This window comes from Micromonospora citrea (assembly GCF_049629545.1).
Classification (GTDB): domain Bacteria; phylum Actinomycetota; class Actinomycetes; order Mycobacteriales; family Micromonosporaceae; genus Micromonospora; species Micromonospora citrea_A.
Genome location: NZ_JBNADX010000041.1, coordinates 14,016 through 34,063, shown reverse-complemented (window position 1 = coordinate 34,063; position 20,048 = coordinate 14,016). Strand labels below are relative to the sequence as shown.

23 protein-coding genes and 1 riboswitch are annotated in these 20,048 nt (G+C 74.2%); of the genes, 17 read left to right on the top strand and 6 right to left on the bottom strand.

The window, feature by feature from the left end:
* Positions 1–33: 33 nt before the first annotated feature.
* Positions 34–795 carry an SDR family NAD(P)-dependent oxidoreductase gene (locus ACPFP2_RS28555; RefSeq protein ID WP_424093140.1) on the bottom strand — a complete coding sequence of 254 codons (762 nt, stop codon included), beginning with the start codon at positions 793–795 and terminating at the stop codon, positions 34–36.
* 38 nt (positions 796–833) lie between these two features.
* Between ACPFP2_RS28555 and ACPFP2_RS28550 the strand changes: the two genes are divergently transcribed.
* The 9 genes from ACPFP2_RS28550 (at position 834) to ACPFP2_RS28510 (ending at position 9,127) form a co-directional block, all read left to right on the top strand.
* Positions 834–1,193 (top strand): histidine triad nucleotide-binding protein, encoded by a 360-nt coding sequence (locus tag ACPFP2_RS28550; protein ID WP_424093138.1) that lies wholly within the window; start codon positions 834–836, stop codon positions 1,191–1,193.
* A gap of 26 nt (positions 1,194–1,219) precedes the next feature.
* Complete coding sequence (locus tag ACPFP2_RS28545) at positions 1,220–2,563, top strand: serine hydrolase domain-containing protein (RefSeq protein WP_424093150.1); 1,344 nt, start codon at positions 1,220–1,222, stop codon at positions 2,561–2,563.
* Between the two features lie 161 nt (positions 2,564–2,724).
* Entirely contained in the window at positions 2,725–3,783 is a 1,059-nt protein-coding gene (locus ACPFP2_RS28540; RefSeq protein WP_424093136.1) for a PhoH family protein, read from the top strand.
* 16 nt (positions 3,784–3,799) lie between these two features.
* Positions 3,800–4,273: an rRNA maturation RNase YbeY gene (gene ybeY / locus ACPFP2_RS28535; RefSeq protein ID WP_424093135.1), complete on the top strand. Its 474-nt coding sequence runs from the start codon at positions 3,800–3,802 to the stop codon at positions 4,271–4,273.
* Positions 4,249–5,649, top strand: a complete 1,401-nt coding sequence (locus tag ACPFP2_RS28530) for a hemolysin family protein (RefSeq protein WP_424093148.1) — start codon at positions 4,249–4,251, stop codon at positions 5,647–5,649. The genes ybeY and ACPFP2_RS28530 overlap by 25 nt, the downstream gene beginning before the upstream one ends.
* A complete protein-coding gene (locus tag ACPFP2_RS28525; RefSeq protein ID WP_424093133.1) occupies positions 5,642–6,028 on the top strand; it encodes a cytidine deaminase in 387 nt (128 codons plus the stop codon). Before ACPFP2_RS28530 ends, ACPFP2_RS28525 begins: the two co-directional genes overlap by 8 nt.
* Positions 6,025–6,924: a GTPase Era gene (gene era, locus ACPFP2_RS28520; RefSeq protein ID WP_424093131.1), complete on the top strand. Its 900-nt coding sequence runs from the start codon at positions 6,025–6,027 to the stop codon at positions 6,922–6,924. Before ACPFP2_RS28525 ends, era begins: the two co-directional genes overlap by 4 nt.
* Entirely contained in the window at positions 6,924–7,826 is a 903-nt protein-coding gene (locus ACPFP2_RS28515; protein WP_424093129.1) for an NAD-dependent epimerase/dehydratase family protein, read from the top strand. The genes era and ACPFP2_RS28515 overlap by 1 nt, the downstream gene beginning before the upstream one ends.
* A 128-nt stretch (positions 7,827–7,954) precedes the next feature.
* A complete protein-coding gene (locus ACPFP2_RS28510) occupies positions 7,955–9,127 on the top strand; it encodes an acyltransferase family protein (protein WP_424093127.1) in 1,173 nt (390 codons plus the stop codon).
* Here ACPFP2_RS28510 and ACPFP2_RS28505 read toward each other — a convergent pair.
* Complete coding sequence (locus ACPFP2_RS28505; RefSeq protein ID WP_424093125.1) at positions 9,114–9,890, bottom strand: DUF4097 family beta strand repeat-containing protein; 777 nt, start codon at positions 9,888–9,890, stop codon at positions 9,114–9,116. The two genes, ACPFP2_RS28510 and ACPFP2_RS28505, sit on opposite strands and share 14 nt — an antisense overlap.
* Positions 9,891–9,992: 102 nt before the next feature.
* On the opposite strand from ACPFP2_RS28505, the gene recO reads away from it, so the two are divergent.
* The 4 genes from recO (at position 9,993) to ACPFP2_RS28485 (ending at position 12,319) form a co-directional block, all read left to right on the top strand.
* The gene (gene recO / locus ACPFP2_RS28500) at positions 9,993–10,868 is read left to right on the top strand and encodes a DNA repair protein RecO (RefSeq protein WP_424093123.1); all 876 of its coding nucleotides are present in this window, start codon (positions 9,993–9,995) and stop codon (positions 10,866–10,868) included.
* 8 nt (positions 10,869–10,876) lie between these two features.
* Entirely contained in the window at positions 10,877–11,677 is an 801-nt protein-coding gene (locus ACPFP2_RS28495; protein ID WP_424093146.1) for an isoprenyl transferase, read from the top strand.
* A gap of 97 nt (positions 11,678–11,774) precedes the next feature.
* The gene (locus ACPFP2_RS28490; protein ID WP_396875299.1) at positions 11,775–11,960 is read left to right on the top strand and encodes a hypothetical protein; all 186 of its coding nucleotides are present in this window, start codon (positions 11,775–11,777) and stop codon (positions 11,958–11,960) included.
* A gap of 128 nt (positions 11,961–12,088) precedes the next feature.
* Entirely contained in the window at positions 12,089–12,319 is a 231-nt protein-coding gene (locus ACPFP2_RS28485; RefSeq protein ID WP_424093121.1) for a thioredoxin reductase, read from the top strand.
* Between the two features lie 68 nt (positions 12,320–12,387).
* Here the strand turns inward: ACPFP2_RS28485 and gndA are convergent, their stop codons facing one another.
* Complete coding sequence (gene gndA, locus ACPFP2_RS28480; RefSeq protein ID WP_424093120.1) at positions 12,388–13,830, bottom strand: NADP-dependent phosphogluconate dehydrogenase; 1,443 nt, start codon at positions 13,828–13,830, stop codon at positions 12,388–12,390.
* Between the two features lie 365 nt (positions 13,831–14,195).
* On the opposite strand from gndA, the gene ACPFP2_RS28475 reads away from it, so the two are divergent.
* Positions 14,196–14,426 (top strand): hypothetical protein, encoded by a 231-nt coding sequence (locus ACPFP2_RS28475; RefSeq protein WP_424093118.1) that lies wholly within the window; start codon positions 14,196–14,198, stop codon positions 14,424–14,426.
* Between the two features lie 104 nt (positions 14,427–14,530).
* Here the strand turns inward: ACPFP2_RS28475 and ACPFP2_RS28470 are convergent, their stop codons facing one another.
* From ACPFP2_RS28470 to ACPFP2_RS28460, 3 genes are all read right to left on the bottom strand, one after another.
* Complete coding sequence (locus ACPFP2_RS28470; protein ID WP_424093116.1) at positions 14,531–15,331, bottom strand: energy-coupling factor transporter transmembrane component T family protein; 801 nt, start codon at positions 15,329–15,331, stop codon at positions 14,531–14,533.
* The gene (locus ACPFP2_RS28465) at positions 15,328–16,755 is read right to left on the bottom strand and encodes an ABC transporter ATP-binding protein (RefSeq protein ID WP_424093114.1); all 1,428 of its coding nucleotides are present in this window, start codon (positions 16,753–16,755) and stop codon (positions 15,328–15,330) included. Before ACPFP2_RS28465 ends, ACPFP2_RS28470 begins: the two co-directional genes overlap by 4 nt.
* A 106-nt stretch (positions 16,756–16,861) precedes the next feature.
* Complete coding sequence (locus ACPFP2_RS28460) at positions 16,862–17,446, bottom strand: ECF transporter S component (RefSeq protein ID WP_424093112.1); 585 nt, start codon at positions 17,444–17,446, stop codon at positions 16,862–16,864.
* A gap of 74 nt (positions 17,447–17,520) precedes the next feature.
* Positions 17,521–17,626: riboswitch (TPP riboswitch) on the bottom strand.
* A 111-nt stretch (positions 17,627–17,737) separates the two neighbouring features.
* Between ACPFP2_RS28460 and ACPFP2_RS28455 the strand changes: the two genes are divergently transcribed.
* The 3 genes from ACPFP2_RS28455 to ACPFP2_RS28445 all read left to right on the top strand — a co-directional run bounded on the left by ACPFP2_RS28455 (position 17,738) and on the right by ACPFP2_RS28445 (position 20,043).
* On the top strand, positions 17,738–18,568 hold the full coding sequence (locus ACPFP2_RS28455) for an alpha/beta fold hydrolase (RefSeq protein WP_424093110.1): 831 nt from the start codon (positions 17,738–17,740) through the stop codon (positions 18,566–18,568).
* A gap of 84 nt (positions 18,569–18,652) precedes the next feature.
* The gene (locus ACPFP2_RS28450; protein ID WP_424093108.1) at positions 18,653–19,402 is read left to right on the top strand and encodes a sugar isomerase domain-containing protein; all 750 of its coding nucleotides are present in this window, start codon (positions 18,653–18,655) and stop codon (positions 19,400–19,402) included.
* Between the two features lie 137 nt (positions 19,403–19,539).
* Complete coding sequence (locus ACPFP2_RS28445) at positions 19,540–20,043, top strand: DUF6328 family protein (protein WP_424093107.1); 504 nt, start codon at positions 19,540–19,542, stop codon at positions 20,041–20,043.
* Positions 20,044–20,048 lie beyond the last annotated feature (5 nt).

Sequence of the window (20,048 nt, the reverse complement as noted above, 5' to 3'; positions counted from 1 at the left end):
GGGTGGGGGCAGGGTGGGGTGGGGTGGGGGGAGTTAGGTGCGGAGGTAGGAGGCGCCGTTGAGGTCGAGGATGGTGCCGGAGGCCCACTGCGACTCGGGGGCGGCCAGCCAGTGCACGGCGGCGGCGATCTCCTCGGGGCGGGCCACCCGGTGGAACGGGCTCTGCGCCCGGATCGCCTCGCCCCGCTCGCCGGCGAGGTGCTCGGTGGTCATGTCGGTCTCGACGAAGCCGGGCGCGACGGTGGCCACCGCGATGCCGTACGGGGCCAGCGCCACGGCGAGGGACTGGCCGAGGGCGTTCAGCCCGGCCTTGCTGGCGCCGTACGCGGGCTGCTCGGGCTCGCCCCGGAACGCGCCCCGCGACGAGACGTTCACGATCCGGCCGCCGCGTACGCGCAGGTGCTGCGCGGCGCACCAGGTGACGTTGGCGGCCCCGGTCAGGTTCGTCTCCAGCACCTGCCGCCAGCGCCGCTGCCACTGCTCGTACGAGGTGCCGAAGACCGGGTGCGGGGCGTCCCGTTCGCCGTACACGCCGGCGTTGTTCACCAGCACGTCGAGCCCACCGAGCCGCTCGGCCGCCTCGTCCACCATCGCGCGGACCGCGTCCGGGTCGGTCAGGTCGGCGCGGACCACCACGTGCCCGTCTCCGGGCAGCCCGGCGCGGACCGCCTCGGCCGCCTCGGCGGAGTCCCGGTGGTGGATCGCCACCCGGTCACCGCCGGCCGCGAACACCCCTGCCACCGCGCGCCCGATGCCGCGCGAGGCTCCCGTCACCAGTACCGCCCGTGAAGTCACGCGGCACATCATGCCTGGCGACGACTTACCATGCCCCGATGGGATCCGACTGCCTGTTCTGCCGCATCGTCGCCGGGGAGATCCCGGCCACCATCGTCCGGGAGACCGCCACCACCCTCGCCTTCCGCGACATCGACCCGAAGGCCCCGGTGCACGTGCTGGTCATCCCCAAGGAGCACTACGCCGACGTGGCCACCCTGGGGCAGGGCGACCCGGCGCTCGCCGGTGAGCTGCTGGCCACGGCCGCCGCGGTGGCCGAGGACGAGGGGCTGCTCGGGGACGGCTTCCGGCTGATGTTCAACACCGGCGCGTACGGCGGCCAAGAGGTCTTCCACGTGCACGCGCACCTGCTGGGTGGCGCCCCGCTGGGTCCGATGCTCGCCCGGGGCGTCGCGTGAGGGGTGCGCAGGACCGGCTGGAGCGGATGGTTCGCCGGGTCCAGGCGCAGGCCCGGGTGCCCGCCCTCGCCGCGGCCCTGCACCGGGCGGACCGCCCGCTCTGGACCTGCGAGGTCGGCGGCACCGGCGACGACACCACGCTCGGCCCGCAGACCCGGTTCCGGATCGGCTCGGTGACCAAGACCTTCACCTCGGTGCTGGTGATGCAGTGCCGCGACGACGGGCTGCTCGACCTCGACGACCCGATCGGCCGGCACCTCGACCTGCCCGCGCACGGCGACCTGACCGTCCGCCGCCTGCTGTCGCACACCGCCGGCCTGCAACGCGAGCCGTACGGGGACGTCTGGGACACCCTGCGCGCCCCGAACGTCGACGAACTGGTCGCCGACCTGGCCCGGGTGGAGCGGGTGCTGCCCACCGGGCGGCGCTACCACTACTCAAACCTCGGCATGGCCCTGCTCGGCCGGCTGGTCGGCGAACGGCGCGGCGGCACCTGGGCGGAGGTGCTCACCGAGCGGGTGCTGACCCCGCTGGGGCTGTCCGCCACCTCGGTCACCCCGGGGCCGACGGCGGCGACCGGGTTCCTGGTCGACGCGTACTCCGACGAGGCGCACCCGGAGCCGCCGACGGACTTCGGCGCGGTCGGCCCGGCCGCCCAGCTCTGGAGCACCGCGACCGACATGGCCCGGTGGGCGGCGTTCCTGGCCGACCCGGCCGCGTTGGACCCGACCGGCGCGGTGCTCGCCCCGAGCACCGTCGACGAGATGCGTTGGCCGCTCACCACCACCGACGAGACGTCCTGGGCGGCCGGCTTCGGCCTCGGCCTGATCCTCCTGCCGTACCCGGACCGGGTGGTGCACGTGGGGCACGACGGTGCGATGCCGGGCTTCCTGGCCGCGGTCTACGGCCGGCGCGGTGGCGACGGCACGGCCGGCGCGATGGGCTGCGCGGTGCTCGGCTCCTCCGGCACGGCCGCCGAGGTCCTCGAGCTGCCGCACCGGCTGCTCGCCGCCGCCGCCGAGCACGACCCGGCGGCGATCGAGCCCTGGCGGCCGGGCGAGCCCGCGCCGGGTCCGCTGCGCGGGATGCTGGGCCGCTGGTGGGGCGAGGGTTTCGAGTACGTCTTCAGCTGGCACGACGGGACGCTGCGGGCTCGGGGCGCGGACGACCCGGCGGGCCGGCCACCCGCAGTGTTCGCGCCACTGCCGGAGCGGTCCGACGTGTTCCGCACGGTCTCCGGCCGGGAGGTCGGCGAGCTGCTGCGGCTGACCCGGGACGAACACGGCACGGTGGTGCGGATGCACTGGGCGACGTACCGGTTCACCCGGCACCAGGAGACCTTCGACCGGTACGACTTCCGCGCGGGCTGACCGGGCCCGGGTGGGGTGGCCGGGGCGTGCTCCGGCGGGCGGAAATGGGCGCGGTGCCGCCGCTGTCGACCCGATACCATGGGTGCAACGTCCGCACGCCGCGCCAGCAGGGCCGGCACCGAGATCGGAAGCAGGTGGCACAGGGCCCCACGGCCCGACCTATGACCGGCACCCCACCTCCCGGCCCGCCCCGGGTGCAGACCAGGATCACGGTCCCTGACTCCAAGATCATGGTGAACCTGCTCGGCGCGGGCGACGAGATCCTGCGCCTCGTCGAACGCTCGGTCGACAGTGACGTGCACGTGCGCGGCAACGAGATCACCATCACCGGCGCGCCCGCGGACAACGCCCTCGCCGAGCGCCTCTTCAGCGAGCTGCTCGAACTGATCGAGAAAGGCGAGACCCTGACCACTGACGCCGTACGGCGTACCGTCGGCATGCTCGAACAGGGCGGCGCCGAGCGGCCCGCCGAGGTCCTCACCCTCAACATCCTCTCCCGGCGCGGGCGCACCATCCGCCCCAAGACGCTCGGGCAGAAGAAGTACGTCGACGCGATCGACGCGCACACCATCGTCTTCGGCATCGGCCCCGCCGGCACCGGCAAGACCTACCTGGCGATGGCGAAGGCCGTCCAGGCGTTGCAGGCCAAGCAGGTCGACCGGATCATCCTGACCCGGCCGGCGGTCGAGGCGGGGGAGCGGCTGGGCTTCCTGCCCGGCACCCTCAACGAGAAGATCGACCCGTACCTGCGTCCGCTCTACGACGCGCTGCACGACATGCTCGACCCGGAGTCCATCCCCAAGCTGATGGCGGCCGGGACGATCGAGGTGGCGCCGCTGGCATACATGCGCGGAAGAACCTTGAACAGCGCGTTCATCATCCTGGACGAGGCGCAGAACACCACGCCCGAGCAGATGAAGATGTTCCTCACCCGGCTCGGCTTCAACTCCAAGATCGTGGTGACCGGTGACGTCACCCAGGTGGACCTCCCCGGCGGGACGACCAGCGGCCTGCGGGTGGTCCGGGAGATCCTGGAGAACGTCGAGGACGTGCACTTCGCCCAGCTCTCCAGCTCGGACGTGGTCCGGCACAAGCTGGTGGGGGAGATCGTCGACGCGTACGCCCGCTGGGACGCCGAGCGGGAGAACCAGCAGGCGCAGAGCGTGCACGCCGTGCCCGGGCGGACCGCCCAGGGCGGCCGGGCCGGCCGGCGCCGCTAAGACCAGAGGAAGACAGTTGTCCATCGAGATCGCCAATGAGTCCGGTGTCGAGGTCGACACCGACGCCGTGCTCGCCGTAGCCCGGCACGCCCTCGACGAGATGGGGGTCAACCCCCTCGCCGAGCTCTCCGTGCTGCTGGTCGACATCGAGTACATGACCGAGCTGAACCACCGCTGGATGGGCGGTGACGGGCCGACCGACGTGCTCGCCTTCCCGATGGACGAGGGCAGCGTCGACCACGGCCCCGGGGAGAGCGCCCCGGCCGGCGGCGAGCCGGCCCTGCTCGGTGACATCGTGCTCTGCCCGGAGGTGGCCGCCAAGCAGGCCGCCGCCGCCGGCCACACCGCCGCCGACGAGCTGCACCTGCTCACCGTGCACGGTGTGCTGCACCTGCTCGGGTACGACCACGCCGAGCCGGAGGAGGAGCGCGAGATGTTCGGGCTCCAGGCCCGACTGCTGGCCAGCTGGCGGTCGACCCGGTCCCGGTGATGGACACTATCGCGGCCGGTCCGACAGCCGGCCTGCCCGACCTCCAGTTGATCTTCTTCGCGGCGGGGCTGGTGGTGCTCGCCGGCCTGATCGCGATGACCGAGGCGGCGCTCGCCGCCGTCTCCCCGGCCCGCGCCGCCGAGCTGGCCAGGGACGGGGCGCGCGGCGCGCGTACCCTCCAGGCCGTCGCCGGTGACGTGGTCCGCCACCTCAACCTGCTGCTGCTGCTCCGGCTGCTCGCCGAGCTGACCGCCACCACGCTGGTGGCGCTGGTCGCGGTGGACACCTTCGGCGCCGGCTGGCGGGCGGCGCTGATCACCGCCGGGGCGATGACCGTGGTCAGCTTCGTGGTCGTCGGTGTCGCGCCGCGTACCCTCGGCCGGCAGCACGCGTACGCCGTGGGCCGGGCGGTCGCGCCGCTGGTGCGCTGGCTCGGCCGCGCGCTCAACCCGCTCGCCTCGCTGCTGATCCTGATCGGCAACGCGGTCACCCCGGGGCGCGGCTTCCGGGAGGGGCCGTTCGCCACCCAGGTCGAGCTGCGGGAACTGGTCGACCTGGCCGAGCAGCGGGGCGTCGTGGAGCACGGCGAGCGGCAGATGATCCACTCGGTCTTCGCCCTCGGCGACACCATCGCCCGTGAGGTGATGGTGCCGCGTACGGAGATGGTGTGGATAGAGGAGGGCAAGACCCTCTCCCAGGCGCTCACCCTCTTCCTGCGTTCCGGGTTCTCGCGGATCCCGGTGATCGGCGAGAGCGTCGACGACGTGCTCGGCGTGCTCTACCTCAAGGACCTGATCCGGCGCACCCGTGGCGGTGACCCGCGCGACCATCAGACCCCGGTCGCGGAGCTGATGCGTCCGGCGACCTTCGTGCCCGAGTCCAAGCCGGTCGACGACCTGCTCTCGGAGATGCAGGCCGCCCGCAACCACCTGGTCATCGTCGTCGACGAGTACGGCGGCACCGGCGGTCTGGTCACCATCGAGGACATCCTGGAGGAGATCGTCGGCGAGATCACCGACGAGTACGATGTCGAGCGCCCGCCGGTCGAGCACCTGGAGGACGGGTCGGTGCGGGTCACCGCCCGGCTCCCGGTGGAGAATCTCGGCGAGCTGTTCGACACCGACCTGCCCACCGACGAGGTGGAGACCGTCGGCGGCCTGCTGGCCCAGTCCCTGGGCCGGGTGCCGATCCCCGGCGCCCACGCCGAGGTGGCCGGGCTCCGGCTGCTCGCCGAGGGCACCACCGGCCGGCGCAACCGGATAGACACGGTGCTGGTCAGCCGGGTCGCACCGGGTGACGAACCGGAGGGGGCCGGGTCCACCGGATCCCGTGACAACCAGACCAGAACCGAGGAGAGGCAACCCGCCGATGCCTGAGTCAGCCGCCGTACCGGCCGCCCGGCCCACCCCGTCCGACCCGGCGGAACTGAGCGCCGAGGACGGCAAGCTGGTCGTCCTGGCCCGGGGCGCCCGGGGCCGGGTGGGCGCCGTGGAGGGCGCGGCGGTCCGCGACCAGGACGGCCGGACGTACGCCGCGGCCAGCGTCGCGCTGCCGTCGCTGACCATCACCGCGCTGCAGCTCGCGGTCGCCTCCGCCGTGGCGGCGGGGGCCAGCCGGCTGGAGGCGGCGGTGGTGGTGACCGAGGCGTCGACGCTGGACGGGGCGGGGCACGCCGCGGTGCGGGACCTCTCCGCCGACGCGCCGATCCACGTCGCCGCGCCGGACGGCACGGTGCTCGGCACGGTGGTCGAGTGACCGCCGACGCCACCCGTCGTCCGTACCGGGCCGGGTTCGCCTGTTTCGTCGGTCGGCCCAACGCGGGCAAGTCGACGCTGACCAACGCGATCGTCGGTCAGAAGATCGCGATCACCTCGAACAAGCCGCAGACCACCCGGCACGTCATCCGGGCCGTGCTGCACCGTCCGGACTCGCAGCTCGTCCTGGTCGACACCCCGGGCCTGCACCGCCCCCGTACGCTGCTCGGCGAGCGCCTGAACGACCTGGTCCGCTCCACCTGGAGCGAGGTCGACGTGATCGGTCTCTGCATCCCGGCGGACGAGCCGGTCGGCCGGGGCGACCGGTTCATCACCGGCGAGCTGGCCGAGCTGAAGGCGACCGTGCTCGCCGTGGTCACCAAGACCGACCTGGTGGACAAGAAGCGGCTGGCCGAGCAGTTGCTGGCGGTCAGCGAGCTGGGCGAGTTCGCCGACGTGGTGCCGGTCAGCGCGGTCTCCGGGCACCAGCTCGACACCCTGGTCGACGTGATGACCGGCTACCTGCCGCCGTCGCCGCAGCTCTACCCGGACGACATGCTCACCGACGACCCGGAGCAGGTGCTGGTCGCCGAGCTGATCCGGGAGGCGGCCCTGGAGGGGGTGCGCGACGAGCTGCCGCACTCGATCGCGGTGGTCGTCGAGGAGATGATCCCCGAGGGGCAGCTCATGAAGATCTACGCCGACGTCTACGTCGAGCGGTCCAGCCAGAAGGCGATCGTGATCGGGCACCGGGCCGGTCGGCTCAAGGACGTCGGCACCCGCGCCCGCAAGCAGATCGAGGAGCTGCTCGGCACCCGGGTCTACCTGGACCTGCACGTGCGGGTGGCGAAGGACTGGCAGCGGGATCCGAAGCAGTTGCGCAAGCTCGGCTTCTGATGTCGGCGGGGGCGGCGTCCGCCGGTGCGCCGCGACGGGTGCTGGTCACCGGCGCGGCCGGCCGGATCGGCCGGATGCTGCGGCCCAGGCTGGCCGGCCCCGGGCTGGTGCTGCGCCTCTTCGACGAGCGGGAGCAGGAGCCGGCCGGGCCGGGCGAGCCGGTGGAGATCGTCCGCGCCGGGCTGGGTGACGCCGACGCGGTCGGGCGGTCCTGCGCCGGGGTCGACGCCGTGGTGCACCTGGCCGCCCTGAGCAGCGAGGACCGCTGGGAGGACATCCTGCGGGTCAACGTCGAGGGCACCCGTACCCTGCTGGAGGCGGCCCGGCTCGCGGGCGTGCCCCGGGTGGTGCTGGCCTCGTCCAACCACGCCGTCGGCTTCTACCGGGACGACGCCGCGGGGCCCCCGGTGGCCGGCGGCGTCGGTGGCGGGGTGCCCGCCCCGCACGGCCCGGACGGCGTCCCGGCCGACGCCTTCCCCCGCCCGGACGGCTACTACGGCTGGAGCAAGGCCGCCGTGGAGGCCCTCGGCAGCCTCTACGCCGACCGGTATGCGATGACCGTGTTCGCGCTGCGGATCGGCGCCTGCTTCGACCGGCCGCCCGGCCTGCGTGGCCTGGACACCTGGCTCTCCCCGGACGACTGCGCCCGGCTGGTGTCCGCCTGCCTGACCACCGGGGTCAACGGTTTCCGGGTGCTGTGGGGGGTCAGCGCCAACAGCCGGCGGTGGTGGTCGCTGGCCGAGGCCCGGGAGATTGGGTACGACCCGCAGGACGACGCCGAGGCGTACGCCGTCCCGGTGCTGGCCACCGAGGACGAGCGTCGGACGTCCGGGCTGCTCGGCGGGGTCTTCTGCGACTGGCCGCTCGGCGAGCCCTGGGTGAGGCGCTCGACCGCCGGTTGAGGCGGTGCGGCGGGGCTGGCCGACATATGGGAAGTTTCACTTCTCGGTGGGCCGGGCTGCGGGTTTGGCCGAAGTGGGTCGCAGGGTAGGGGACGTTCGACTGCCGCCCCTGACATAGATGCAGGCTGATGCGTAACCGATATCTGGACCTGCTCCGTGCCCTGGCCATCGCCCGGGTCGTGGTCTACCACGTCACCGGACTGGCCGCGTTGACCCTGATCTTCCCGGCGATGTCGATCATGTTCGCCCTCGCCGGGTCGCTGATGGCGGCCTCCCTGGACCGCTCCGGGGTACGCGCGGTGCCGCGCCGCCTGCGCCGGCTGCTGCCCTCGCTCTGGGTGGTGGCGGCCGTCTTCGTGCCGGCGATGCTGCTGACCGGGCTGGCGTTCGGCCCGAGGGTGCTGCTCTGGCTCTTCCCGGTCGCCGACCCCCCGGCCAACCACTGGGGGGCGCTGGCGCTCAGCCCGATCTGGTACCTGCGGGACTACCTGTGGTTCGTGCTCGTCTCACCGCTTGCGCTGTGGCTGTTCCGGCGGGCCCCGCTGCCCACCCTGCTCGCCCCGTACGCGCTGCTCGTCGCCATCGAACTCGGCATGCTGCCGACCGCGTCCGTCGCCCTGCGGCACTTCGGCCTCTACTTCGGCGCCTGGCTGCTGGGGTTCGCCCATCACGACGGCCTGCTGCGGCGCCTCGCCGACCGGGTCCTGGTGCCCACCGCGCTCGCCGTCGGCACGGCCGGCGGCGCCTGGATCCTCACCCATCCCGGCCCGCGCGGATACGACCTGAACGACATCCCGCTCGGCAACGCGCTCTGGTCGGCGGCGTTCATCCTGCTGGTGATCGGCCGGGCGCCGACCGCCGCCGCCTGGGTGGACCGCAGCCCCGCGCTCGGCCGGCTGGTGACCGTGCTGAACCGGCGCGCCCTCACCGTCTATCTCTGGCACATGTCGTTCGTGGTGGCGCTCACCCCGATGGTCGGCCTGGTCGGCTGGTCCGACCGGGACCCGATCGGGCTCGCCGTCCGGGTGCTGCTCGTCTTCCTGCTGGTCGGCGTGGTCACCCTGCTGGTCGGCTGGGTGGAGGACGTGGCCGCCCGCCGACGCCCGGAACTGATCCCCGGCGGCCGTCGCCCCGCGACACCCGTACGCCGCCCGGCGGCCGCTCCGACCGGTCCGGCGGCCGCTCCGACGAGAGCGGCGGTCGCCCCGGCCGGGCCGGCGTGGGCCCGCACCGGGGCACGGGCGGTGGTGCCCGTGCCCCGGTCCCCCGAAGCGGGCACGGTCGACCTCAGCGTCGGTTGACCGTGACGTTGCCGCTGCCCGTGCTCACGTCCAGCAGCACCGACGCGCCCGGGTCGTCCGGCACGCCCAGCTCGGCGTCACCGGACCCGGTGTGGGACCGGACCCGGTACCGGCCGTCGGGCACCAGCAGCTCCACGTCACCGCTGGAGGCGTGCGCCCGGGCCGCGACCGGGCGGTCCAGTTCGATCGTGACGTTGCCGGAGCTGGCCTCGGCGTCCACCTCACCGCCGAGGCGTACGCCGGTGATGTTGCCGGAGGAGGCCCGCAGCGTGACCGGGGCGGGGACCGCCGACACCTCGATGTCGCCGGAGCCGGTCTCGGCCTGCACCGGACCGCCGGCGGTGGCGACCCGGATGTTGCCGGAGCCCAACGTGAACTCCACCGCGCCGACCCTGGACAGCTCGACGTTGCCCGAGCCGGTCTCGCCCCGCACCCGGACCCCCTCCGGGGCGGTCACCTCGTACGACACCGAGCAGCGGGGGCCGCAGTCGGCGTCCAGCACCAGCTCGTCGCCCCGGATCTCGTACGTGCGGTCGGGCTGGTCGCCCTGGTAGCGCAGCACCCGCTTGATGCGTACCTCGGTTGCCGGGCCGGTTCCCCGCACCACCACGTCCCCCGCGCCCGGCCGCACCGTGATCGTGCCGATCCGCGCGGTCTCGGTCTGGTCGAAGTCCAGCTGGCGGAAGGAGAGCGTGTCACACCCGGCGGCGAGGATCAGGGTGGCGGCCGCGCCCAGGGCGACGGCGGTACGGGGGAGAGCCATGGTCAGCAACCTACGGTCGGTCCCCCGCGCCGCGCATCGGGGACGCGTCCCCGGTCCACCCCGATCCGACCCTGATTTCCCACCCCGAGGGAGAATGACCCGATGGCCGGGTACCGCCGACAGCTCTACCGCGACGACGCGGTGGTGCTGCGTGTGCAGAAGCTGGGCGAGTCCGACCGGATCATCACCCTGCTGACCCGCCGGCACGGCCGGCTGCGCGCGGTGGCCCGGGGCGTACGGCGCACCAGCAGCAGGTTCGGCGCCCGGCTGGAGCCGTTCGGCCACGTCGACCTCCAGCTCGCTGGCGACCCGAAGGGCAACCAGGGCAGCTCGCTGCACACCGTCAGCCAGGTCGAGGGGATCGACCTCTACGGCAAGCGGTTCCTCGGCGACTACCCCCGTTACACGGCGGCCAGCGCGATCGCCGAGACCGCCGAGCGGCTCACCCCCGTCGAGCGGGAGCCCTCGCTGCGGCTGTTCCAGCTCACCCTCGGCGCGCTGAAGGCCCTCGCCCGGGGCGAACACGCCACCACCCTGGTACTCGACGCGTACCTGCTGCGCGGGATGGCGCTCGCCGGCTGGGCGCCGGCGTTGACCGCCTGCGCGGTCTGCGGCACGCCGGGGCGGCACCGGGCCTTCTCCGTCCCGGCCGGGGGCGCGGTCTGCCCGGACTGCCGGCCTCCCGGCGCGGCCCACCCCGCCCCGACCACCATCGACCTGATGTCCGCGCTGACCAGCGGCGACTGGCAGGTCGCGGACGCCACCGAGACCGGCGTACGCCGGGAGTGCAGCGGCCTGGTCGCGGCGCACCTGCAGTGGCACCTGGAACGCGCGCTACGCTCGCTGCCGCTGGTCGACCGGGGTGCCCCGGCGGCCGGCGTGGTCCCGCCACCGGGCGGTGGCGCGGCCGGCCCGGTCCCGCCCCCGCGTGGCGCCGGGGCCGGCGTGGACGGCGTGAGCAGGGAGATGACCGAGTGATCCGATCGATGAGGGCCGGCCGGCGTGAGCCGGTGCCGCCGACGCCGCACCCGACGGGCGCCCGGCCGCCGACGCTGCCCGCCGAGGCGCTGCCGAAGCACGTCGCGGTGGTGATGGACGGCAACGGCCGGTGGGCCAAGGAGCGCGGCCTGCCCCGCACCAAGGGTCACGAGGCGGGGGAGCACAGCCTCTTCGACACCATCGAAGGCGCGATCGAGCTGGGCATCCCCTACCTGTCGGCGTACGCGTTCTCCACCGAGAACTGGCGGCGCTCGCCCGACGAGGTCCGCTTCCTGATGGGCTTCAACCGGGACGTCATCCGCCGCCGCCGCGACCAGCTCGTCGAGCTGGGTGTACGGGTGGTGTGGTCCGGGCGGGCCGGCCGGCTGTGGAAGAGTGTCATCTCCGAGTTGCAGACCGCCGAGGAGATGTCCCGGGGCAACTCGACGCTGACCCTGCAGTTCTGCGTCAACTACGGCGGGCAGGCGGAGATCGCCGACGCCGCCGCCGCGATCGCCCGGGACGTGGCCGCCGGCCGGCTCGATCCGGCGAAGGTCACCGAGAAGACCGTGGCGAAGTACCTCTACCACCCGGAGATCCCCGAGGTGGACCTCTTCCTGCGCCCCTCCGGCGAGGAGCGGATCTCCAACTTCCTGCTCTGGCAGACCGCGTACGCCGAGCTGGTCTTCCTCGACACCCTCTGGCCCGACTTCGACCGCCGCCACCTCTGGTACGCCTGCGAGCTGTACGCGCAGCGGGACCGCCGCTTCGGTGGGGCGCTGCCCAACCCGGTCGCCCCGCCGTCCTGACGGTCACCCGTGGGCCTGATGGTCGTGCCGGTCACGATTGGCGATCTCGGACCTGGGGTAACACCTCTCCAGCAGCCGATCGCGGAGGTGAACCCACATGATTCAGAAGCGGATTGCCCAGTGGGCGGTCATGGCGGTCGCCGTGCCGCTGGCGGCGGCCGGCGCCCGTCGGCTCAGCCACTCGCTGGAGGCCCGGCGTGGCCCCACCGGCGTGAGCCGCCTGCTGTCCAAGGGCGCCGACATGCTGCGCCCGCAGAAGGCCAAGCGTCGCCGGTTCTGGTGAGCACCGACGTCGACGCCGTCCCCGGTACGGGGACGGCGTCGACGCGTTCACGGCGGGCCGGGCCCCGCCGGCGCATACGATCGGCGTGAGGGCGTGCCGGGGCGGACGCGCCCGCCACGGGGGTGGACATGCGGGATCTCCGGTACGAGATGACCGCCGCGCTGGCCGGCGCGGGACTGGTCGACGCCGCGCAGCGGACGCGGGTCGTCGACGTCTGCGCCGGGGTCGCCGAGCGGTACTGCGCCGAGCTGGGGCACACCCCGGCCGTGCGCTCCGGCGAGATCGGCGAGCTGGCCGCCGGTGAACCGGCCGCGGGCTGGGCGCCGACCCCGCCGGAGGAGACACAACGGGCCTGGTGACCCCCGGCACGGGGGTCGCGGGGGGGGGGTGGGGAGGGGGCAGGGCCCAACACCCCGCCGCAGCCCGCTCAGCCCTGCACTTCGGCGCGGTCGCCGGCCCAGAGGGTGTGGAACGAGCCCGGCCGGTCGACCCGGTGGTAGGTGTGCGCGCCGAAGTTGTCGCGCAGGCCCTGGATCAGGGCGGCCGGCAGCCGCTCGGCGCGCAGCCCGTCGAAGTACGCCAGCGACGAGGAGAACGCCGGGGTGGGCACGCCGGCCCGGGCCGCGTCCACGACCACCCGCCGCCAGCTCGGCACGCCGTCGCTCACCGCGTCGGCGAAGTACGGCGCGACCAGCAGCGTCGGCAGCTCCGGCTGCGCGTCGTACGCCTCGCGGATGCGGTCCAGGAAGCGGGCCCGGATGATGCAGCCGCCCCGCCAGATGGTGGCGGTGCCGCCCAGGTCGATGTCCCAGTCGTACTCGCGGCTGCCGGCGCGGATGTGGTCGAAGCCCTGGGCGTACGCGACGATCTTGCTGGAGAGCAGCGCGCGCCGCACATCCTCGACGAAGGTCTCCCGGTCCTCGACCTGCCACTTCTCGCCCGCGTCGCCGAACGCCCCCCGGGCGGCCTCCCGCTGCCCGGCGTGACCGGACAGCGAGCGGGCGAAGGTCGCCTCGGCGATGCCGGTGATCGGGATGCCCAGGTCCAGCGCGCTCTGCACGGTCCAGCGGCCGGTGCCCTTCTGCTCGGCCTGGTCGAGCACCACGTCGACGAACGCGCGGCCGGTCGCCGCGTCGGTGTGCGCCAGCACGTCGGCGGTGATCTCGATGAGGAACGACTCCAGCTCGCCGGTGTTCCACTCCCGGAAGATCTCCGCGATCTCCGCCGGGCTCGCCGACAGCCCGGCCCGCAGCAGGTCGTACGCCTCCGCGATGAGCTGCATGTCGGCGTACTCGATGCCGTTGTGGACCATCTTGACGAAGTGGCCGGCGCCGTCCGGGCCGACGTGCCGGCAGCACGGGGCGCCGTCCACCTGCGCGGCGATCTTCTCGAAGATCGGGCCGAGCTTCGCGTACGACTCGGCGGAGCCGCCCGGCATGATGCTCGGGCCGCGCAGCGCGCCCTCCTCGCCGCCGGAGACGCCGGTGCCGACGAAATGCAGCCCGTGCTCGCGCAGCGCCTCCTCCCGGCGTCGGGTGTCGGCGAAGTGCGCGTTGCCGGCGTCGACGACGATGTCCCCCTCCTGAAGCAGCGGGACCAGCTCGTCGATGACCGCGTCGGTGGGCGCGCCGGCCTTGACCATCACGATCACGGCGCGGGGCCGTTCCAGCGTGGCGACGAAGTCGGCGAGGGACTCCGACGGCACGAAGGTGCCCTCGTCGCCGTGTTCGGCGACGAGACTGCGGGTGCGCTCCGGCGAGCGGTTGTGCACCGCCACGGTGAAGCCGTTGCGGGCCAGGTTCCGGGCCAGGTTGCGACCCATCACCGCCAGCCCCGTGACCCCGATCTGCGCCGTCGCCTGCTGAGCCATCCGTGTCCGCCCTTCTGGTACGCCTGTCGTGCTGCGACCGTATCGTGCCCGACCCGGGCCGGGGACGCTGCGTGAGCGCCGCGCGGCGGGCGGTGGCGGTCCTCCCGGCTCGGCGGGGTGCGCGGGTGGCGACAAAACCGGGTGCGCCCGCCGGGGCGATGGGTTAGCGTGCCGGTATGCGCATCTGACGCCCCTCTTCGAGAGCCCGACCCGCCGCCGCTGTCGCCGCCGCGGGTCCGTGAGTTCCGGGCGTCCGCGCACCACCACCTCGTCGTGGTCCTTCCGCTGCGGTCGCCCGGGCCGTCCCGCCCGTCGACCGTCCGCCCCGTGCGGTGGCGCGGTCCGTCCACAGAAGGAGGCAGCGTATGCCCGCCAAGCGCAGTCCGAAGAAGTCCCGGTCCGAGGTGCAGGTGAGCGTGGCGGACCTCGCCGCGTCCACCGTGACGCCCACCACCCCGGTCACCCTCGCCGACGACGCCGGTTCGTCCGGCGTCGCCCGGCCGACCCTGGTCCCGCCGCCGTCGCGGTCGGAGGTCCGCCGCGGCTCGACCGCCGCCCGGGGGCAGACCCGCCGGTACGCCTTCCGGCGCAGCTGACCGGCCCTGCGGTCCGGCTCCCGGCCGGCGGCCCGTGGCGTGCCACGGTGGCCGGCCGGGAGCGGTCAGCGGTGCCCCCGGCGGTGCCCGCCGGGCCGCCGGGGTCAGCCGATCAGGGGACGGAAGGTGCCGAGCGCGACGCTGACCGCCAGCGCCGCCCCGGCCAGCACCGCCGCCCCGGCGACCAGCAGGCCGTCCGCCGTGCCGAAGTGCTGCCGGCGGGCGACCGTACGCGGGGTGCCGGCGTCGAAGCCGCGGGCGTCCATCGCCACCGCGAGCCGGGTGCCCCGCCGGATCGCGCCCACCAGCAGGGCGAACGCCGTCGAGACGAACAACCGCAGCCGGGCCACCGGGTTGCGGCCGGCGTCCACGCCCCGCGCCCGGCGGGCCATCTCGATCATCTGCCACTCCTGGCCGAGCAGCGGCACCAGCCGGAACGCCGCCAGCGCGCCGATCGCGAACCGGGCCGGCGCCTTGGCGTTCTGGACCAGCGCGTCGGCCAGGTCGGTCGGGTCGGTGGTGGCGAAGACGATGATCCCGGGCAGGGCCACCGCGAACATCCGCAGCGCCAGGCCCAGCGCGGTGACCAGCACCCCCGAGGTGACCAGCAGCGGCCCGGCGTCCAGCAGCACCCGGCCGGAGCGGTCCGCGGCGAAGAGCACCAGGGTGACCACGATCCCGACCCCGCTGACCAGCAGCGGCAGCGCCCGCCGGGCCAGCACCCGGTACCGGATCCCGAACAGCGGCAGCAGGGCCAGTTCGACGGCGATCGCGATGGCCGGCGCGACCGGATCGAGGGTGGCGACCATGACGACGGAGAAGACCAGCGCCGCGGCGAGCTTCGCCACCGGATTGCGCCGGGCCAGCGGCGCGCCCGGCGCGGCGACGGGTTCCAGGCTGATCACGGGCGGACCTCGGGGCGGCGCAGGGTGACGGTGCGGTCGGCGAGCGCGGCGACGAAGTCCGCGTCGTGGGTGACCGTGACGACGCCGTGCCCCGCGTCGCGCAGGTCGGCGAAGAGGTCGACCAGTTCGTGCCAGGTCCGCCGGTCCTGGCCGAAGGTGGGCTCGTCGCAGATGAGCAGGCGCGGCGCGGTGGCCAGGGCGGTCGCCACGCTCAGCCGCCGCGCCTCCCCGCCGGAGAGGGTGTACGGGTTCGCCCCGGCCAGCTTCACCAGCCGCAACCGGTCCAGCAGCGCGTCCACGGTGGCCTTCACCGCCGGCTCCGGCTGGCCGGTGCGGCGCGGGCCGAGCGCCAGTTCGTCGTGGACGGTGCCGGTGACGAACTGGTGCTCCGGGTCCTGGAAGACCGAGCCGATCCGGCGGGCCAGCGCGGGCGCCCGCCAGCGGTGCGGGGCAGTGCCCGCGTCCCGGTCGGCCAGCGTTGCGGTGGCGACGACCCGCCCGGCGCCGGGGCGCAGCAGCCCACCGAGCAGCAGGGCCAGGGTGGACTTGCCGGCCCCGTTCGGGCCGAGGACGGCGAGCGCCTCGCCGGCGCGTACCTGAAGGTCGGTGGCGGCCAGCCGGGGCGGCAGCGCGAGCCGCTCGGCGGCGAGCAACGCCTCCCCGGCCGGCGCGGTGGCGTGCCGGGGTGGGATCGGGTGGCCGGGCACCCAGACGCCCTCGTCGGCCAGCGCGTCGCCGTACGCGGCGAAGACCGCTTCCGGCGGGCCGTCCGCGCGCACCCCGCCGCCGGGCTCCAGCACCACCACCCGGTCGACCAGTGGCAGCGCGTCGGCCACCCGGTGCTCGACCAGGATCAGGGTGGTGTCGGCGTCCAGCGCGCCGGCGACCGCCCGCCGGACCAGCTCACCGCCGGCCGGGTCGAGGTTGGCGGTCGGCTCGTCGAGCAGCAGCAGCCCGGGGCGCAGCACGAGCGCGCCGGCCAGGGCGAGGCGCTGCTGCTCGCCGCCGGAGAGGGCGGCGGTGGCCCGGTCCCGGTGGTACGGGAACCCGACCCGGCGCAGCGCCTCGTCCACCCGGGGCCAGATCTCGTCGGTCGGCACCCCACGGTTCTCCAGCCCGAACGCGACGTCGTCCCCGCAGCGGGCCATCACCAGCTGCGACTCCGGGTCCTGGAAGACGATGCCGACCCGCTCGCGGGCCTTGCGCGGGTCGAGGCCGTCGATCTCGACGGTGCCCTCCTGCTCGCCGGAGTCCTCCGGCAGCAGCCCGGCCAGGGCGGCCAGCAGGGTGCTCTTGCCGGCGCCCGACGGCCCCAGCAGCAGCACCCGTTCGCCCGCCTCGACCCGCAGGTCCACCCCGCGCAACGCCCAGCGTCTACGTCCGGCATGCCGCCACCCGAACCCCCGCAGCGTCACCGCCCCCACGCCGCCCCTCCCTCCGTCCGCTGCTCGGTGATCATGAAGTTGGCGGCGGTGTCCGCGAGCCACGTCGCCGTCAACTTCATGATCGACCCGTGTTCGTCGGGGGCGGTCAGACGGCGGGGCGTTCGCGGCCGGCGGGGAAGCGGTCGAGGACGCCGGTGTCGGCGAGGGCGCGGGTCAGGGCGACGGCGCCGAAGCCGGCCACCACCAGGGAGCTGGCGGCGGTGATCAGGATGTAGGGGAGCCGGAAGCTGCCCCACGCCGTCTCCGGGTACCAGACGAAGACGTCGTAGAGCGCGGCGGCCAGCCCGGCCAGGGTCGCCGCCAGCAGCGCGACAGGCAGCCGGAAGTTGCGGTACGCGAACGCGGCGAAGGCGAGCTCCGCGGCGGCCGCCTCCAGCGGGCCCTGGATCACCAGCGTCCAGCCCCAGCTGCTGCCCAGCGCCACCGACACCAGCGCGGCCACGGTGAGGGTGAAGAAGGCGGCCCCCGGCTTGCGGATGATCAGCCCGCCGAGGATGGCCGGCACCAGCCAGACGCCGTAGATGGCGGCCCGCCCGGGCAGCGGGATCGCGTCCGCCGGGCCGTTCCAGAGCAGGCCCCAGGCCCAGAAGATGACGCCGAAGGCGACCCCGAGCACCGCCGCGATGACGATGTCGAGGGTGCGCCACCGGTGGGTGGTGGTGTGGTCCATGATCGCTCCCAGTTCAACGGTGGAGAACCAGGAGAAGACGCACGCCGCGCCCGGTGGGACCGGACGGCGGCGCGGCTGGAGGTCGACCGAACTCCCTGCGCTGGCATTACCCAGATCAGGTTCGAGGGTCTGCGGGTGGTGCCCGCACTCTCAGCGCTGTGCGCTCCCCTGTCGGATGTGAAGTTGTCTCGCTCAGACGCTAGCACCGACCTGCGGCGACGGCCCAGCCGACCGCCGTCGGCGGCCCGACGGAAGAAGCCGGCCGACGGCCGGCTCGGTAGGGTGTCGACCATGCGGGTCGAGGCGCGAGGACTGACGTTCGAGGTACGCACCGGCGGCCCGGAGGGCGGCGAGCCCGTCCTCCTGCTGCACGGATTCCCCCAGAACGGCGGGGAGTGGGACGAGGTGACACCCGCGCTGCACGCCGCGGGGCTGCGTACGTACGCGCTGGACCAGCGGGGCTACTCGCCGGGGGCACGTCCGGCCGAGGTGTCGGCGTACCGGATGCCGGAGCTGGTCGCCGACGCGGTGGCGGTGCTCGACGCGCTCGGCGTCGACGCCGCGCACGTGGTCGGGCACGACTGGGGCTCCGCCGTCGGCTGGGGACTCGCGGCGGACCACCCGGAGCGGGTCCGCACGTTGACCGCCGTCTCCGTGCCGCACCCGGGCGCCTTCGGCCACGCCCTGGCCCACGACCGGCAGCAGAAGGCTCGCTCGTCGTACATGGTGCTGTTCCGGCAGCGGGGCACGGCGGAGAAGGTGCTGCTCGCCGGCCGGGCGGCCGTGCTGCGCCGGATGATCTCCGGTCTCGGCGACGCCCGGCGGGTCGCCCGGTACGCCGAGCCGATGCGCGAGCCGGGCGCGCTGACCGCCGCGTTGAACTGGTACCGGGCGATGTCCAACTCGGACCTGGGCCGGATCGGGACGGTCACCGTGCCCACCACGTACGTCTGGAGCGACAAGGACTTCGCCATCGGCCGGACCGCCGCCGAGGCGTGCGCCCGCCACGTCGCCGGTGAGTACCGTTTCGTGGAGCTGGCCGGGGTCACCCACTGGATCCCCGATCGTGCGCCGGGCCCGCTGGCCGAGGCGATCCTGGCCCGGGTGCGCGGGCTGGCCTGAGGCCGTATCCCGGCAGCCGGCACGTCGACGCGACCGCGTCCGTCGGGCCGGCTGCGGTGGCGGTGACGAACGGACGGAGGACGCATGACGGTGAGCGCCGAGGACTACCTGGCCGTGGTCACGCAGACGATCGGCCGGGTGGCCGCCGACCAGCGGGAGGCGGTGGGCCGGGCGGCCGACCTGCTGGCCGCGGCGCTGCGGGCCGACGGCGTGATCCACGCCTTCGGCACCGGCCACTCCGAGGCCCTCGCCATGGAGATCGCCGGGCGGGCCGGCGGCCTGGTGCCGACGAACCGGATCGCGCTGCGCGACCTGGTGCTGCTCGGTGGTGAACCGGTCGGCATCCTCGGCCCGCACCTGGAACGCGATCCCGCCGTGGCGCACCGGCTCTACGAACTGGCCCCGGTACGCCCCACCGACGTGTTCGTGCTCGCCTCCAACTCCGGCGTCAACGGGGCGATGGTCGAGTTCGCCTCCCTGGCCAAGGAGCGTGGCCACGGGTTGGTCGCGATCACCTCGGCCCGCCACTCGGCCCGGATGACCTCCCGGCACCCGTCCGGCCGCAAGCTCGCCGACTTCGCCGACGTGGTGCTGGACAACGGCGCCCCGTACGGCGACGCGACCCTGCCGCTGCCCGACGGCGGTGCGGTCGGCGCGGTCTCCTCGATCACGGCGGCCCTGCTTGCCCAGCAGATCGTGGTCGAGACGGTGGCCCGGCTGCTCGCGGCCGGGGTGCGGCCCCCGGTCTACCTGTCGGCCAACATCACCGGCGGCGACGAGCACAACGCCGCGCTGGAGGCCCGGTACGCCGGCCGGATCCGCCGGGGTGCGTGAGCGCGAGGAGTGAGCCCCGCAGTCGCGAACGGAGGGCGCCATCGTGAGTCGGTTTCGCGCGCGACGCCTGGGGGCAAAGGCGTTGCTGCCGGCGGGCGCGGCCCGGCCGGCGGTACCGTCTCATCCGGAGGTAGCGCGTGTCGAAGGAATCCGAGAAGCAGCGCTGGCAGCGCAACTTCGCCGACCTGCTCCAGGAGTTGCGGGTCGCGCAGACCGGCGTGCAGATCCTCTTCGCCTTCCTGCTCACCCTGCCGTTCAGCGCCGGGTTCGACCGGACCAGCGGCTTCCAGAAGGACGTCTACATCGTCGCGCTGTTGGCCGCGGCTGCCGCCACCGCGATGATCATCTCGCCGGTCGCCTTCCACCGCGCGCTCTTCCGCCAGGGGCGCAAGCCGGAGCTGGTCCGCTTCGCGCACCGGATGGCCAGTGGCGGCCTCGCCTTCATGCTGATCTCGATGGTCAGCGCGGTGCTGCTGATCACCGACTTCGTGCTCGACCGGGGCATCGCCTTCGTGCTCAGCGGGATCACCGCGCTGTGGTTCCTCACCTTCTGGGTGTTCCTGCCGTTCGCCCGCCGCAACTGGGGTGAGGACGACATCGACGACGATGATGACGACCCGAGGGTGCTAACCGGCGACTGACACCC

What these genes read in the sequence shown, in the direction of transcription:
- ACPFP2_RS28550 (WP_424093138.1), top strand. Translation starts at nt 834, where the DNA reads ATGGGATCCGACTGCCTGTTCTGCCGCATCGTCGCCGGGGAGATCCCG.
- ACPFP2_RS28545 (WP_424093150.1), top strand. Translation starts at nt 1,220, where the DNA reads ATGGTTCGCCGGGTCCAGGCGCAGGCCCGGGTGCCCGCCCTCGCCGCG.
- ACPFP2_RS28540 (WP_424093136.1), top strand. Translation starts at nt 2,725, where the DNA reads ATGACCGGCACCCCACCTCCCGGCCCGCCCCGGGTGCAGACCAGGATC.
- ACPFP2_RS28525 (WP_424093133.1), top strand. Translation starts at nt 5,642, where the DNA reads ATGCCTGAGTCAGCCGCCGTACCGGCCGCCCGGCCCACCCCGTCCGAC.
- ACPFP2_RS28515 (WP_424093129.1), top strand. Translation starts at nt 6,924, where the DNA reads ATGTCGGCGGGGGCGGCGTCCGCCGGTGCGCCGCGACGGGTGCTGGTC.
- ACPFP2_RS28510 (WP_424093127.1), top strand. Translation starts at nt 7,955, where the DNA reads ATGCGTAACCGATATCTGGACCTGCTCCGTGCCCTGGCCATCGCCCGG.
- ACPFP2_RS28505 (WP_424093125.1), bottom strand. Translation starts at nt 9,890, where the DNA reads ATGGCTCTCCCCCGTACCGCCGTCGCCCTGGGCGCGGCCGCCACCCTG.
- recO (WP_424093123.1), top strand. Translation starts at nt 9,993, where the DNA reads ATGGCCGGGTACCGCCGACAGCTCTACCGCGACGACGCGGTGGTGCTG.
- ACPFP2_RS28495 (WP_424093146.1), top strand. Translation starts at nt 10,877, where the DNA reads ATGAGGGCCGGCCGGCGTGAGCCGGTGCCGCCGACGCCGCACCCGACG.
- ACPFP2_RS28490 (WP_396875299.1), top strand. Translation starts at nt 11,775, where the DNA reads ATGATTCAGAAGCGGATTGCCCAGTGGGCGGTCATGGCGGTCGCCGTG.
- ACPFP2_RS28485 (WP_424093121.1), top strand. Translation starts at nt 12,089, where the DNA reads ATGCGGGATCTCCGGTACGAGATGACCGCCGCGCTGGCCGGCGCGGGA.
- gndA (WP_424093120.1), bottom strand. Translation starts at nt 13,830, where the DNA reads ATGGCTCAGCAGGCGACGGCGCAGATCGGGGTCACGGGGCTGGCGGTG.
- ACPFP2_RS28475 (WP_424093118.1), top strand. Translation starts at nt 14,196, where the DNA reads ATGCCCGCCAAGCGCAGTCCGAAGAAGTCCCGGTCCGAGGTGCAGGTG.
- ACPFP2_RS28460 (WP_424093112.1), bottom strand. Translation starts at nt 17,446, where the DNA reads ATGGACCACACCACCACCCACCGGTGGCGCACCCTCGACATCGTCATC.
- ACPFP2_RS28455 (WP_424093110.1), top strand. Translation starts at nt 17,738, where the DNA reads ATGCGGGTCGAGGCGCGAGGACTGACGTTCGAGGTACGCACCGGCGGC.
- ACPFP2_RS28450 (WP_424093108.1), top strand. Translation starts at nt 18,653, where the DNA reads ATGACGGTGAGCGCCGAGGACTACCTGGCCGTGGTCACGCAGACGATC.